This window comes from Aureibaculum algae (genome assembly GCF_006065315.1).
Lineage (GTDB): Bacteria > Bacteroidota > Bacteroidia > Flavobacteriales > Flavobacteriaceae > Aureibaculum > Aureibaculum algae.
The window spans coordinates 639581-654463 of sequence record NZ_CP040749.1; the positions used below are offsets into that span (position 1 = coordinate 639581).

Below are 14883 nucleotides of genomic sequence, written 5' to 3' on the forward strand. Positions count from 1 at the left end.
AGTTTAGATCCTCTAGTAAAATTAATTTTTATAAGTTTAGTATCAATGTTAAACTGCTAAAGTTAGCTGTTTTCACAGATAAATCGTTCCGAAAAACATTCCCTGAATAATAATTGTATGTTTAGTAATCAAAAAAAAAATAGAATTTTTTGTTTTTTTTGTAGTCGCATATACTATATTTGCAGCAACAATTAAATATTAAACAAAATGAGACAATTAACTTTTGCATCACTACAAGTGAAAAATCTGGAAGCCTCAAAAGACTTCTATACAGAAAAATTAGGCTTTGAAATCAATAACTCGAATCCGCAAGCCTGTGTTTTTAATTACAATCAAGGAAAAGCAAGTTTCGCTATCCGTACACCGCTTGAACCACTTGAGGACAAAGAATTGGGAATCGGTGTGGCACTTTGGTTTGCTGTTACTGAAAGTTTGGACGAATTGAATGCGAAATTCATTGCAAACGGAATAACTACAGTGGCACCAATTTTTGAAACTCCATTTGGAAGCGCTTTTCACGTAAAAGATCTTGATGGTTATAAACTTACTTTTTTAGCCCCTAAATAAAAAGTATGAAAAATAAAATATTAGTTACTGGAGCCACAGGTGGTTTAGGAAGCTTAGTTATCAATCTTCTAAAAGAAAAAACAGATGTTGAAAATCTTACTGTTTTAGTACGAGATGAAACAAATGAATTGACAAAATTATATAATAATGATGGTATTGAAATAAGAATTGGTGATTACGGTAATACGGAAAGTTTGGCAAAAGCTTTTAAAGGAATTGATGTGTTATACTTCGTTTCGGGAGGAGATGACAATCAGCGTGCACAGCTACATAAAAATGTGGTTGACGCAGCAACAAAAGCAAGTGTTAAGCACATTTTATACACTAGTGCGGTATGGAAAGACGAGAGTGCATCTTCCCCTTTAGCTGCTCTTGTAGACTCTCACAAACAAACTGAAAAATTCATAAAAGCTTCAGGAATTACTTATACAATATTGAGACATAATTTATATGCCGAAGTAATAGAAATGTTGATTGGAGATAAGCGTCAACTCTTAAAAACCAAAACTATTTATTTACCCACAGCTAATGGATTAAGCTCTTTTGTTCCTAAAAAAGACTTAGCTGAAGCGGAGGTAAATATCCTTTTAAATCCTTCAGCCTATGCAAATAAAATATTGGAATTTAATGGAAGTAAGCAAATCACATTTTTAGAAATTGCACAAAAAATATCAGAGATAATAAAAGAACCTATCCAGTATGTTTCTCCGGGGTTAAATGAATTTGAAGCTCAGATGGATAAATTTGGGTTACCTAAGAATATTATCGAAATACTGAGTACATTCAGTTTAGCCATTGCCCAAGGAGAGTTTGACCATCAGTCAGATGATTTAGAAACTGTTTTAGGACGAAAAACAAAATCACTTGATGACTTTTTGAAAGAAACTTATGGATAGGAAAGAAACCCCTATTTTTAAAATCACATAAATGAAAGAAAGAGAAATCAAATATTGGGTAATCACAGCTTCAAAAGATCACGTTAAAAACGGAATTGCACAAGGAATAGCACAAACTTGTCACGGAAAAGCTGCTCCATTAAAAAGAATGAAAAAAGGAGATCTTGTGATTTACTATTCAGGTAAGCAAACTTTTGGTAAGCCTGATAAATGTCAAGAATTTACAGCATTAGGAAAAGTTTTGGATGATGAAATATATCAGCATCAAGTTTCGGAAGACTTTTATCCTTCGAGACGTGCTATTGAATTTCTGCAATGTAAAGATGCGTCTATTCTTCCTTTAATCAATGATTTACAATTTATCCAAAACAAAAAAAGTTGGGGTTATCCTTTCCGTTTTGGAATTCTTGAAATAAACAAACCCGATTTTAATTTAATCTCATCTCAAATGCTTCAATACCATTATGCCTAAAGAAATCGAATTTCAATTTAAAAGCCCCAATGAAAGTCCTGGTTATTTGCTTGGACAAGTTACTATGTTGTGGCAACGTAAGCTAAAAGCAATTTTAGACCGTTTAGATCTAACACAGACGCAATTTGTATTATTAGCTGCATTAGGTTGGCTTTTAAAAAAAAGTAATGCTGTTACGCAAGTTGACATTGCAAACCAAAGTAATACAGACAGAATGATGGTTTCAAAAGTTTTGAGAACTTTGGAGAAAAAGAAATTTATAAGTCGACAGGAACACCTAACTGATACAAGAGCCAAAGTAATTAAATTGACGAGTGAAGGGACCGAAGTTCTACAAAAGGCATTGACAGTAGTGGAAAATACCGACACCGAATTCTTTTCGGTTTTGGGTCATGATTTACCATCATTTAATCAGAGTATGTCCAATTTGATTGAACAAAAAAAAGAAGAACAAAAGGACTAAACACTAATAATAATTTTATAAATCAATTGGGGCTTGCACTATATTTTAGGACGAACTATTTTAAAAATGAACATCTAAACCATAAATAACAAGATCAATTTAATGAGAGTTTTTACTATAAGACTAAAAGAAAACACAACAGGAATATGTTTCGCAATATTATGGGCTTCAGCTGCAATTGCAATGAAGATTGGTATAACTTCATCTTCTCCTTTAACACTTGCCGTAATTAGGTTTTTAATAGCTGGAATATTAATGACATCTGTCTTACAGTTTTTTTTAAAAGAAAAGTTGCCTTCTAAATCTGAATGGTTAAAAATAACAGTCTTCGGTTTGCTTAACATCACTATCTAGCTTGGCTGTTTATTTGTTGCTATTGAATTTGTGTCTGCTGGTTTAATGAATTTATTTATTTCAATAAACCCCGTATTAATCATACTATTTTCAGTGATTTTTTTAAATAGAAAAGTTTCTAGATTTGAAATAATAGGGTTTCTTACTTGTTTTTTTGGATTGTTGATAGCTACGTATCCTGTACTTCAAGAGTCCAAAGCAAGCTTCCTTGGAATTACATTATTAATAATCGGAATGTCCTCATATTCAATAGGTAGTGTATATTATAAAAAAACCGAATTAAGATTATCTAATAGGTCTACTAATGGCTGGCAAACTCTCATAGGTGGAATTTTTCTTGTTCCTATCGCATATTTGATGAATACTAAAGCTATTGTTTTAGATTACAATTTTTATATATCTCTAATTTGGTTAGTTTTTGTTGTCTCCATTTTAGCCACATTACTTTGGCTAAATTTACTTAAAAAAGATGCTGTAAAAGCTAGTAAATGGCTGTTTTTAGCTCCGGTTTTTGGCTATCTATTATCATTTATAATCTTAGAGGAAGAAATAACTTTATATGAAATAGTTGGAACAGTGTTGGTTATTATTGGATTGAGAATAAGTAAGTAATAATTTCATAAACATAAATTTTGAAACACCATTTATTTAAATGAGATGAATAATTAAATGGGAAATTATTAAAACAAAGAATGGAAAACAAAGAAATCCCAAGGTTGTCAAGACTAACGGCAATTTTAACCCGCCTGCAAGAAAAACGTTTGGTTACATCTACATCCCTTGCCAACAGATTTTGCGTGAGTGTTCGGACAATTTATAGAGATTTAAAAGCATTAGAACAGGCTGGTATTCCCATTTTAATAGAGGAAGGTAAAGGTTATACGTTAATGGAGGGGTATAGATTACCTCCTATAATGTTTACAGAAGAAGAAGCAAATGCTTTAATAACTGCTGAAAGACTCATTTATGTAAATAAAGATACATCCCTTAAAGGTAATTATTCCGAAGCCATATCAAAAATTAAATCAGTCTTGAAAAATAATGTAAAAGACAAGGTAGAGTTTCTTTCTGAACGAGTTGCTTTTTGGCAGGATCCGAAAGACAATGATATAACAAGTAATTTATTATCCTTCTTTCAAGCTACAATAACAAACTTCAATGTCATAAAAATCGAATATTTTTCTCCTAACAATAATGAAACTACTCAACGCATCATTGAACCTTTTGCATTAATAAATAAAATAGGAGAAAGTTGGTATTTAATAGCTTGGTGTCGACTACGGAAAGATTATAGATTATTCCGTTTTGACAGGATAAAAAAAACTGAGGTAATAAACGAGACATTCAATCCTGATAAAATGAGCCTTGAACAATATTTAATACAATATAGAAAAGATAATTTTGACCACCCCTGACAAACAGTTGTCAAACACTTGCAATAGCTTTGTAAAACAATTTAAAATTAAATCGAATGCAAAGCACCGACACGAAAAACATTAAAAGCATTCCTGATGGCTATACATCAGTAACGCCTTGGATTATATCTTTATCCTCCGAAAAATTAATTGAATTTTTAAAAACTGTATTTAAAGCAGAAGAAATTCCAAATAGTAAAATAAAAAATGAACAAGGGACTGTTATACACGTTGTGGTAAAGATAGGAAATGCGAAAGTTATGTTGTTTGACGCAAAAAAAGAATGGAATCCTACACCCTCGTTATTGAATCTGTATGTTGAAGATGTTGAAGAGGTATACCAGAAAGCATTACAATTTGGTGCTACATCTGTCACAACCATTACCACACTTTGGTTTGGAGAAAAGGTATGTAGAATTCTGGATCCGTTTGGTAATCTCTGGTGGATAAATCAGCGTGTTGAAGAAATTGACTTTACTAATCCAGACGAAATTACAAAGCGAGCTTCAACACCTAAAGCAGTAGAAGGTATAACCTATATTCAAAAATCTTTAAATGAATCATTATTACATCAAAAGAACTTTTTTAAAAAGACCTTTCCAGATTGAGTATGGTACAAGCATATAATTACCAACAGTTTATTATAAACTAGGATAAATATTTATAAGTATATAAAATAACAGTTTAAACCAGCACCTTAACTGTTATTTTATAATTTTAAGTACCTTATCATCGTATAAAGAGACTCTTATAATTTGATATATTTCAAAGCTAGACATACCAAAACTGATAAATTATACAGAAACAAATAGATTTTCTCGATTAACAACAATTTTAATTCAATTTCAAATCAAAAGAATTATTTATTATGTATAAAATCTTTAAAATAAGTATATGTCTATATCTTGACAAAAGAAGAAAAAGAAAGAAATGATTACAACAAGGCAGGATTTGACTAAAATTTTAGGCTAAATACTCTTGAACTTTGTATAAATTAAAAACAAATAATTATGCAAATATTAATTACAGGAGCTACTGGAAATCTTGGTAGTGCGGTCGTTGAAACTTTATTAAAGAATATTCCAGCTCAAAATATCTCTGTCCTTGTTCGAGAAGAAGAAAAAATACAAGCAATAAAAGCAAAAGGAATAAATGTTTTTCAGGGTGATTATGATAATCTATCAGCTCTTGAAAATGCAATGGCGAATGTAGATACCGTTCTTTTAATTTCAGCAAGCGACCAAGGCAATCGAATTCAGCAACATAGAAATGTCATTGATACAGCTAAAAAATCAGGAGTTGAAAACATTGCTTACACAAGTAGGGCAATGCGGAATAGAGAAACACTCGCTCATCAACTTATGGAAGAACACTTTCTTACTGAAGATTATATTAAAGCAAGTGGACTAAACTATACCCTTTTTAGAAACACCTTATATATGGATGTTCTCCCTCTTTTTACAGGTGAAAAAGTGTTTGAAACGGGTATTTTTCAACCCGCTGGAAATGGGAAAGTAGCTTTTGCTTTAAGAAAAGAAATGGGAGAGGCAATGGCAAATGTGCTGTCAAATGAAGGTTATGAAAACAAAACATATAAATTCACAAACATTGAAGCCTATTCATTTTATGATATTGCAAAGGCATTGACAGCACTTTCAGGAAAAGAAATAAAATACCAACCGGCAGATATTTCTAGTTTTCAAGAAATGATGAAACCAACTGGAATTCCTGAATCAATGCTTCAAAAAGTAATTGAATTCAACACCGATATAAAAAATGGACAAGAAGACGAAATAACGAAGGATTTAGAAAACCATTTGGGTCGCAAACCAACAACGCTAGAAGAAGGGTTAAAAACACTTTTTGAATTATAAAAATAACTTTGCACTATGTCAAATCCACATCATATTAAATCCATAACCGAGTACCATAAGGTTATGAATTTACCCAAACCAGAACATCCACTTATCAGTGTGATAAAATTTGAGGATATAAAACACTATCAAACTAGTCCAACAAACATCACTAACGATTTTTATTCAATCGCTTTAAAAAAAGATTTTAATGCCAAATTGAAGTATGGACAACAGCAGTATGATTTTGACGAAGGTATAATGCATTTTATGTCTCCAAAGCAGGTGCTTTCTTTTGAATTCAGAATAGATGAAGAATTACATCATAAGGGGTGGTTGCTACTTGTACATCCCGATTTCCTTTGGAATACTCCCTTATCAAAGAAAATAAAGGAATATGAATATTTTGATTACAAAATAAACGAGGCGCTTCATTTGTCTGACAAAGAAGAAAAAATGATTGTTGGCGTTATACAAAGTATTGCTCAAGAATATCAAGCAAATATTGACCATTTCAGTCATGATGTAACCATTGCTCAGTTTGCCTTATTGTTGACCTATTCAGAACGTTTTTACCAACGTCAATTTACTACACGAAAAATTACAAATCACAATATCTTAAACCAATTTGAGGAATTGCTATCCATATATTTTATTAAAGGAAATTTAATAGAAAATGCATTACCAACAGTTCAGTATTTTGCAAATGAGCTTAATATATCTTCCAATTATTTAAGTCGCTTGCTAAAAAATCTAACAGGTCAAAGTACTAAACATTTTATTCAAGATAAAATAATTGATTTAGCAAAAGAAAGACTGTCAACCACAGATTTGTCAGTTAGTGAAATTGCATACGAATTAGGTTTTGAGCATATACAATCTTTTAGCAAATTATTTAAGAGTAAAACGGACTTTACACCTACTTCATTCAGGCAATCTTTTAACTAAAAATTAAACATTACTGATTATGCAACAAACACAAAGCATTCAAAAAAAGCTATAAACGACATTGAAAAATGGATTATTCCGAAACAAATAGATTATCTCGATTAACTGCAATTTTAATTCAATTTCAGACCAAAAGAATTTTGACTGCTTTAGAACTATCTGAAAAATTTCAAGTTAGTAAAAGAACTATTTACCGAGATATAAAATCATTAGAACAGGCAGGTGTTCCCATTCTAACCGAAGAAGGAAAAGGCTACACATTAATGACAGGTTATAAAATTCCTCCAGTAATGTTTACCGAAAAAGAAGCAAATGCATTAATTCTTGCAGAACAGTTGGTGTTGAAAAATAAAGATTCTTCATTTATCAAAGATTACTCAGAAGCAATAGATAAAATAAAAGCGGTGCTGAGGCAAAGTGAAAAAGACAAAGCCAATTTACTTTCTGACCGTACTCGATTTGACCAAAATATAAATAGAGAAAGAAACAGTAATAATCTTTCCGAATTGCAGTTTGCACTCACTAACTATAGTCTTGTTAAAATGGAATACATAGACGAATCTAACAAAACAACAAATAGGTTAATTGAACCTTTTGCTCTGCTAAGCACAGAGAATTGGTTGTTAGTTGCTTGGTGTAGGTTACGTAAGGATTTTCGATATTTCCGCCTCGACAGAATTAATAAAATGGAGATTCTCTTAGAGAACTTCAAACCTCACAATATGTCTTTACAGGAGTTTTTTGATAAATATCATTAATTAGTTTTCACCCTTGCCATAGGGCTGTCACCGACCCATTTTACATTTGTGTCTTAATTTAAAATCAAATAATAAAATGGAAAAAAGAACAATTGACCCTTGGACTTGGGGTAAAAACACAAATTCTGCTCAAGCAGTAGAAGTAAAACAAGTAGAAGGAACACTTTACTGTTCGGGACAAGTAGCCCTAGATTCTAATGGTGTGCCAAGTAGTGCAGATATGCGTTCGCAACTTATTCAGACAATAGCGAACTTAGAACGACTGATAAATGAAGCAGACTATGATTGCGAAAACATAGTAAGATTAAATGTTTACACTACTTCAACTCAAGATTTTTTCACAACTTGTATGGATGTCTATATCCCATTTCTTCAAAAATATGGCATCAAACAAGCTACTACTTTACTTGAGGTAAAAGGACTTTTTGCAACCTTGACAGTAGAGTTAGAAGCTACGGTTGTTAAATAAAACAAAGAATGAACTCATTCTTTATAATTCACAATAATATAAAATCAAAAAATGACAGAATTATTAACTTCAATTAATTGGCTTGGTGTCCTAGCAGCTTTCATTCCTTACTTTATGCTTGGAGCACTTTGGTTTACCTTGCTTTTTAAAAATCAATATGCGATTTCATTAGGCAAAGAGAATAGTATGCCCGAAAAACCTGCACCAATTTTTATTATTGGACCAGCAATTTGTTCACTTATTGTCACAATTACCACCGCAATTTTAATTTACGCTTTAAATATTGATAGTTATCAATCGGCTATAGAATTTGCATTCATTATTGGTTTTGGGTATTTAGTGGCGAACACAATGAATATTGCAATTAACCCAAATATTCCAAATCCAATTATGTACGGAATAATAAGTGGAGCATATCATTTGGTAGGAATTATTATTGTTTGTATAATTATTTTTGCAATGAAATAACGAAATAGGTGTCTAAAAAAGAAATAGAAACATTTTACCCAATTAACAGAAAGGAATGGCGACTATGGTTGAAAAACAACCATAGTTCGTCAACTTCTATTTGGGTAATTTTCTATAAGAAAAACACTCAATTTCCAACAATTTCTTGGAGTGAAGCAGTTGATGAAGCATTATGTTTTGGTTGGATAGACAGCATAAAAAAATCAATAGATAACGAGAAATACATACAGTTCTTTAGTCAAAGAAAACCACAAAGTACTTGGTCAAAAATCAACAAAGACAAAGTTGATTCTTTGATTAGACAAAAGTTAATGACACCAACAGGAATAAACAGCATTGAAATTGCCAAACAAAATGGTTCTTGGACAATTTTAGACAATGTAGAAAAATTAATGATTCCGAAAGATTTAGAAAAAGCGTTTGAATCTAAGCCAAACTCAAAAGAATATTTCTTAGGTTTAAGTAAGTCAAAACGAAAAGAAATTTTATCTTGGATTGTTCTTGCCAAACGAACAGAAACAAGAGAAAAAAGAATTAGAGAAATAGCCGAATTTGGAAGTGAAAATATGAAAACCAAAACAATTTAGATGAAAGAAAAACGGCTTACAACAAAGAACTGAGGTAAAAGTTTAAATAAATGATTCATTAATGCCGGTATTGAAGATAAGTTTTGAGATAAGGAGTACCCGGACTTAATGAGAATTTACCGAACAGTGACAAATTTAAGAATCTAATAAAACGATTAATTCTTTACACTACTCAATTTTAATATTGAATTGATCTCTTTAATAAAAGTGGACATAATTGCCTTTAAATTCTTAATAATTTCATAAAAAAAATCTTTCAAAATCCAATATTTAAATAGTTATACAATCCCATTAAAATAGCCAATGCCATCGCTCTAATATTTTTAGGTTTATAAAAAATAATCCGCTTCGTCCAAGTTCGTAACAAATCCAGTCTCAATAAGTATGGTGGGACAAAAATCAATCACTTCTCTCAATACCTGAAAATTAGCAAACTTAACACCTCGTTTTTTAAACCCTAGTTTTTCAGTACTCTCATTTAAGACGAACAAACCTAGCCAAACTGAAGTTTTAGGGAGTGGCTTATCCGAATGATGTACATAAACTTCCATTCCTTTTGAAATAACATTAGAAGCATTACAATGTAAAGACAGAAATGCATCAGCTTTTAAGGTTTTTGCCAAATTTGTTCTATCACCTAAAGAAATCAAAGTGTCTTTATATCGTGTCAAATAAATATCAAAGCTGTCCTCAAAGAGGGTTCGATTTAGTCTGATAATTTCAGATGCAATATTCAAAACTACATCCTTTTCCAAAACTCCATTTGCACCTATTGCCCCAGAGTCATTTCCACCATGACCAGGATCAATTATGATTACTTTTTTAGACGCTTCATTTTGCCCAAAAATGAACAACATTTTGAGTAGCATTAGCATAAAAATGACGGTTTTGAGTGTGAGACCCTTCCATATTTTTACAGTTATCAACATAACTCTTTCCAATTTTCATAGATTTTGATGCCAATTGACATCATAAAAAAACAATCTGATTCAATTTTTATTTTATTCACAATCTATTGATAGTCAGTATATTGTATAACAATATGCATTATTTTTAATATATCAAAATCAAGTAAAAATTTAAACATATTTCTTATGAAAAAATCAATTTCGTTGACCACAGTGTTATTATTTATCTCTAACCTCATTTTTGCACAAATAGGAGGTATTGAAGATTCCGTAAATGATGTTTCCCAAACCGTCCGTTCTATTTTCCCAATTATACTGGGTGTTATTTTTCTAATAGGCTTCCTATTTAATGCCGGACATTTCTTTGGTGAAAATTCAGATTTGAAAAAAGGAATTACCCGTGTATTGGTTTTTGTGTTGATTGCAGGAGCAGTGGTGGGAATCTTTACCTATTTAATCGGAATCGTAGTCTAGTCGCTAAGCGACATTAAGCAATTAATAAATAATGTCTTATGGAAAAATTTGAAGTTTATAGAAATATGAGAAAACAAGCAGAGATTATGGGCTTGACTATTTCCTTATTTGCCCTGATGATGACTTCTATCATCGGTTCGTTTATGATCATCATTTTTTCGTTTGGCTTCATTGTGATTCTTACAGCATTGATATTCAATATTGTCTTGTACATCGCTTTGATCTATTTGACCAACAACCCTTCTCATTTCTATTTAAGAAAAGTATTTCCCAAAAACATTAGTAATAAAAAAGCCTGCATTTCTAATAGTCAAAAGGCAGCATTCTTCAATATTCAAAAACGATGAAAAAAATAAATCTCTCTGCATACCATCCCATAGTCGATATCCAAGGTCATGTTGTTTTCGCTAATAATGGAAATGTCATCCTTTGTTATAAAACATCACTCCCTGAAGTGTATTCACTTTCCGAAAAAGACTTTGAAGAATTGCATGGTACATGGTTTCAAACTTTTAAATCATTGCCAGCAGCTACTGTTGTCCATAAACAGGATATTTATCAAAAGAGTAACTATAAAGCAGCAATGCTACCTAATCAAAGTTATTTGGAGAAAGCCACCAACGACTATTTTGAAGGAAGGGAATATCTACAGCATCATTGCTATCTATTTTTTATATTACCATACAACAAAGCCCTGAATGCTTCAAAATATACCAATCCTTTTCGTAGTGTAGAAAAGAGTATCCATACCGAATTGGACCATACTGTCCAAACTTTTATTTCGTCAGTTAATGATGCCGTGTCTTTTATTAACAATAGTAGAAAGGTATCACTGTTAAAGTTAAACCAAAACGAAATCCTGTCCTTGACCAATACCTATTTTAACGGTTTTAACGAGGGTTTTGATACCGATATTCTATTGAACAGTAATGATGTTGCCGTTGGCGACCATCATTTCGATGTATTGGCAGTCAATAGTGAACTGTGTTTTGGAGATGCGGTACAAAGCAGTAAACCCGATGATAAATTTACCTCAAATGATTTTATATTCCACCAAGGCTTTATTGACGGATTGGGATTGAGTATCAATGAAAACCATATTGTCAATCAAATCCTCTATTTAGATGATAAACACAAATGGAGAAAACTACTCGAAAGAAAAGTTGAAGAATTAAAGAAGAGCATCAATTTTGGTACACAAAACAGAGTGGTCCTTAAAAAAATTGAACATATCCTTAGCCAAATCAATGAAGATGAAACTTCGCAAATCATCAGAGGACATCTTAACATCATCTTCTGGTGTCCGGAGGCCGGGCGGCTAGGCCATATTGCCTCCAATATTTAGGCAGAGTTTAAGGAACTCGACATCGTGCCTTATTATCCAAAAGGGGAGGAGCGGAAGCATTATTTTGTCAATAGCTACTTTTGTTTTGCTTCCAATTTTTCCAATGAAGATGTTTATGTTACCGATTTAAAGCATGCTCTTTGTCTGTATATCAATAATACCAATTATCAATCTGATGAAACTGGCGTTATTTTTAATGATAGACAACATAACATTCCCGTTCTCAAGGATGTTTGGGATGAAGAAAAGAAACGCATCAAGGCAAGGAACTTTGCCATATTTGCCCCCACTGGAGAGGGGAAATCTTTTTTGGCCAATAATATATTACGGCAATACTTCGAGGCAGGCGTCCGACTAGTCATTATTGATTTGGGCGGTTCGTATGCCAAATTTGCCAAACTCTATCCTGATGACCATGTGATTCTACGCTACGAACACGGGAAGAATTTAGGGATTAATCCCTTTTATATTCCAAAAAGTACCAATAGTTCTGATGTGGATCCGGAGCGATTAGAGGATTTATCTGTCTTTTTGTTGGAACTGTTGGCTTCAAAAAAAGAGGCTTCCAAAGCACAATCGGTAGCGTTGAAAAAGGTTTTACAATATTATTATCAAAATGTTATCAATGATACTCATTCTTTGGCTTCTTTATATCAATTTGTTGAAGCTCAAAAGAACATCTTACTCACTACCTTAAACATCCATGAACGGCATTTGAACCTAAATGATTTTCTGCACATCCTTTCTGAATATGTGGGGAATGGACTCTACAGTTTTTTGTTCAACGTGAATAAAGACCAAACTTATCGAATTGAAGACAAACGACTGATTGTTTTTGAATTGGATGAAGTGAAGGACAATAAAGAAATATTATCGGTCATGTTGAAATTGATCAAGTCTGCTATTCAACGGACCATTTGGCAAAATAAAGCTGAAAAAGGTATCATCCTTTTTGATGAGTTTGCCAAACAACTCAAATTTGATAATGTATTGGAAAGTGTGGAATATTACTACCAAGCCATCCGTAAACAAAATGGAGCTATCGGTATAATTCTGCAATCCATCAACCAATTGCCAAACAATGCCACGTCTGCCAGCATATTAGAAAACACCCAGGTCATTTACAGTCTGTACAATGAAAAAGGCTATGAAGAATTACAAAACAGGCTAAATCTGTCTTCACATGACCTAAATCAACTAAAGTCAATTAGAAACAATCTGACAGGCGAACGAAAATATACCGAGATGTTTATCAAGATTGGTAAAGAGAGTAATATTTTCAGATTGGAAGTTCCGCCAGAGGTGTATGCTGCCTATCTCACGGATGGTTTTGAAAACGAAGCCATAATGGCACTCTACGAGGAACATCAAGATATGGAAAAAGCCATCAACCAATTCCTCCAGCACCGTCATTGAGGGCTTTAGTAAAACAAATTAAAATTCAAATCGGGCAATGCCCCTAACATCAAAAACTATGAACACTACAATTAAAAAAATCCTATTAACAACATTTTGTATTCTTTTATTAAAAGGCCACAGTGTCGCCCAAGGGGAGCCTGTTTATGACCATACCAGTTATGTTGAGATGGGAAAAGCCTTGACCGAAGCAGGAAAACAAACCGATGAGCTATTGAAAACCGTAAAATTTCTTGAGGAACAAAAAGAAAATATTGAAAAAGTAAGCAATGTCATTAAACAATTAAAAGCCGTTAAAGAATTAGCAAAAAACAATGAACGCCTATTTAATGTTGTAAAAGATGACCTAAAAGCCATCTTGGATTCGCCTTATATTAAACCTGAAGAAATCGAAAGAATTACCGAATCCTTTAACGCTATTATCGATAATGCGATAAAAAGTGTTGAATTGATCGAGGAAATTTTATCAAACGACAATCTGAAAATGACCGATGGAGAGCGGTTAGAGATGATTAAAGCTAAAGAAGCTGAATCTAATGAAATGGTTGCGGAAATCAATCAAAAGACAAGATTGTATCAAGAAATCATTGCCTTTAGGGAAATGCAGGATAAAATCAATAACAGGGAAGCAAAATATTAAGTCATGTCAATCCTTCTACAAAGCAGCATGGGGCTGGAATATATAGATGCCGTTTTTACCACCATTAAAGCCAGTGAATTTTCCCAATATACCATTACCGGGATGAAAACCTTGGCGGTGCTTTTCTTTTTGGTCAATATCCTTAAAAAATACAATGAAGGTGTTGCGACAAAGGAAGGTTACACATGGGGATTGACCCCAGCAGAATTGGCAAAGAATTTTGCTATTGTGATCTTGGTCATTTTTTCCACACAGCTGTTAGGTGTTTTTGATTCCATTTTAGTAACTATTGAAGGCCAATATGCGGATACCGCACCTGCCTTATTGCCTTTACAATTACAGGACATCGATATTGAAACCGATGTTGGTATCATTGATGCGGCTAAGAAAGCCATGGCGTTGTTATATGAAGCACTGGTAACTCCATTCTTTGGATTAAGGATTTTTTCTTTTATCATCGCTGTATTTCTTTGGTTATTGGATTTGTTTATCTATCCCTTGTTTTTGGCAGAACGTTTTTTTCTGTTGGGCATTATGCAGGCGTTTTTTCCTTTGGTAATAAGTTTAGCTGTTTTTGAAAAATTTAGAGACTTGGCTTACAATTTCTTTAAGCTCTATGCCGGAGTATATATGTTGGTTCCTGCTTTTTTCTTGGTCAATGTATTTGTCAATAGTATTTATACAGAAATCAACACCAATTTTTGGAATAATCTATTTGGAACAGATTGGGGAGAACAATATTTCGCACCTTTAATTGAGTTTGGTTCTATAGGCTTTATAGTACTACTTAAATTCAAACTCTATCGTAGGGCAACCACATTTACCTTAAAGCTCTTTACTGCCTAAAGCA

At 32.5% G+C, this 14883-nt stretch carries 18 protein-coding genes and 2 pseudogenes; 18 read left to right on the top strand and 2 right to left on the bottom strand.

Annotated features, from left to right (window positions below):
- Window positions 1–207 precede the first annotated feature (207 nt).
- From FF125_RS02560 to FF125_RS02625, 14 genes and pseudogenes are all read left to right on the top strand, one after another.
- Window positions 208–567 (top strand): VOC family protein, encoded by a 360-nt coding sequence (locus FF125_RS02560; RefSeq protein WP_138948308.1) that lies wholly within the window; start codon window positions 208–210, stop codon window positions 565–567.
- A gap of 5 nt (window positions 568–572) precedes the next feature.
- The gene (locus FF125_RS02565; protein WP_138948309.1) at window positions 573–1463 is read left to right on the top strand and encodes an SDR family oxidoreductase; all 891 of its coding nucleotides are present in this window, start codon (window positions 573–575) and stop codon (window positions 1461–1463) included.
- 31 nt (window positions 1464–1494) lie between these two features.
- A complete protein-coding gene (locus FF125_RS02570; RefSeq protein ID WP_138948310.1) occupies window positions 1495–1935 on the top strand; it encodes an EVE domain-containing protein in 441 nt (146 codons plus the stop codon).
- Window positions 1928–2398, top strand: a complete 471-nt coding sequence (locus tag FF125_RS02575; protein ID WP_138948311.1) for a MarR family winged helix-turn-helix transcriptional regulator — start codon at window positions 1928–1930, stop codon at window positions 2396–2398. Before FF125_RS02570 ends, FF125_RS02575 begins: the two co-directional genes overlap by 8 nt.
- A 183-nt stretch (window positions 2399–2581) precedes the next feature.
- Window positions 2582–2866: pseudogene (locus FF125_RS22050) on the top strand (EamA family transporter); the annotation flags it as partial.
- Window positions 2846–3364, top strand: coding sequence for a DMT family transporter (locus FF125_RS22055; protein ID WP_262710564.1), 519 nt, complete (start codon window positions 2846–2848; stop codon window positions 3362–3364). The pseudogene FF125_RS22050 and the gene FF125_RS22055, both read left to right, overlap by 21 nt.
- Before the next feature lie 80 nt (window positions 3365–3444).
- A complete protein-coding gene (locus FF125_RS02590; protein WP_138948314.1) occupies window positions 3445–4167 on the top strand; it encodes a helix-turn-helix transcriptional regulator in 723 nt (240 codons plus the stop codon).
- A 56-nt stretch (window positions 4168–4223) separates the two neighbouring features.
- Window positions 4224–4775 carry a VOC family protein gene (locus FF125_RS02595; protein WP_138948315.1) on the top strand — a complete coding sequence of 184 codons (552 nt, stop codon included), beginning with the start codon at window positions 4224–4226 and terminating at the stop codon, window positions 4773–4775.
- 402 nt (window positions 4776–5177) lie between these two features.
- Window positions 5178–6041: an SDR family oxidoreductase gene (locus FF125_RS02600; protein WP_138948316.1), complete on the top strand. Its 864-nt coding sequence runs from the start codon at window positions 5178–5180 to the stop codon at window positions 6039–6041.
- A 15-nt stretch (window positions 6042–6056) separates the two neighbouring features.
- On the top strand, window positions 6057–6968 hold the full coding sequence (locus FF125_RS02605) for a helix-turn-helix domain-containing protein (RefSeq protein WP_138948317.1): 912 nt from the start codon (window positions 6057–6059) through the stop codon (window positions 6966–6968).
- Window positions 6969–7036: 68 nt separating this feature from the next.
- Window positions 7037–7726 (top strand): helix-turn-helix transcriptional regulator, encoded by a 690-nt coding sequence (locus FF125_RS02610; RefSeq protein ID WP_138948318.1) that lies wholly within the window; start codon window positions 7037–7039, stop codon window positions 7724–7726.
- Between the two features lie 76 nt (window positions 7727–7802).
- Window positions 7803–8195: a RidA family protein gene (locus FF125_RS02615; RefSeq protein WP_138948319.1), complete on the top strand. Its 393-nt coding sequence runs from the start codon at window positions 7803–7805 to the stop codon at window positions 8193–8195.
- Between the two features lie 51 nt (window positions 8196–8246).
- On the top strand, window positions 8247–8663 hold the full coding sequence (locus FF125_RS02620) for a DUF1761 domain-containing protein (RefSeq protein ID WP_138948320.1): 417 nt from the start codon (window positions 8247–8249) through the stop codon (window positions 8661–8663).
- 8 nt (window positions 8664–8671) lie between these two features.
- The gene (locus FF125_RS02625; RefSeq protein ID WP_138948321.1) at window positions 8672–9250 is read left to right on the top strand and encodes a YdeI/OmpD-associated family protein; all 579 of its coding nucleotides are present in this window, start codon (window positions 8672–8674) and stop codon (window positions 9248–9250) included.
- Window positions 9251–9579: 329 nt separating this feature from the next.
- Here the strand turns inward: FF125_RS02625 and FF125_RS02630 are convergent, their stop codons facing one another.
- Window positions 9580–10107: an N-acetylmuramoyl-L-alanine amidase family protein gene (locus FF125_RS02630; protein WP_250629664.1), complete on the bottom strand. Its 528-nt coding sequence runs from the start codon at window positions 10105–10107 to the stop codon at window positions 9580–9582.
- A 237-nt stretch (window positions 10108–10344) separates the two neighbouring features.
- Between FF125_RS02630 and FF125_RS02635 the strand changes: the two genes are divergently transcribed.
- The gene (locus FF125_RS02635) at window positions 10345–10632 is read left to right on the top strand and encodes a hypothetical protein (protein WP_138948322.1); all 288 of its coding nucleotides are present in this window, start codon (window positions 10345–10347) and stop codon (window positions 10630–10632) included.
- Between the two features lie 104 nt (window positions 10633–10736).
- Here the strand turns inward: FF125_RS02635 and FF125_RS22245 are convergent, their stop codons facing one another.
- The gene (locus FF125_RS22245) at window positions 10737–10880 is read right to left on the bottom strand and encodes a hypothetical protein (RefSeq protein ID WP_175418852.1); all 144 of its coding nucleotides are present in this window, start codon (window positions 10878–10880) and stop codon (window positions 10737–10739) included.
- Between the two features lie 95 nt (window positions 10881–10975).
- Between FF125_RS22245 and FF125_RS02645 the strand changes: the two are divergent.
- The 3 genes and pseudogenes from FF125_RS02645 to FF125_RS02655 all read left to right on the top strand — a co-directional run bounded on the left by FF125_RS02645 (window position 10976) and on the right by FF125_RS02655 (window position 14879).
- Window positions 10976–13393, top strand: a pseudogene (locus FF125_RS02645) (TraG family conjugative transposon ATPase).
- Window positions 13394–13451: 58 nt separating this feature from the next.
- Complete coding sequence (locus FF125_RS02650; protein ID WP_138948324.1) at window positions 13452–14033, top strand: conjugal transfer protein; 582 nt, start codon at window positions 13452–13454, stop codon at window positions 14031–14033.
- Window positions 14034–14036: 3 nt separating this feature from the next.
- The gene (locus FF125_RS02655) at window positions 14037–14879 is read left to right on the top strand and encodes a hypothetical protein (RefSeq protein WP_138948325.1); all 843 of its coding nucleotides are present in this window, start codon (window positions 14037–14039) and stop codon (window positions 14877–14879) included.
- Window positions 14880–14883 lie beyond the last annotated feature (4 nt).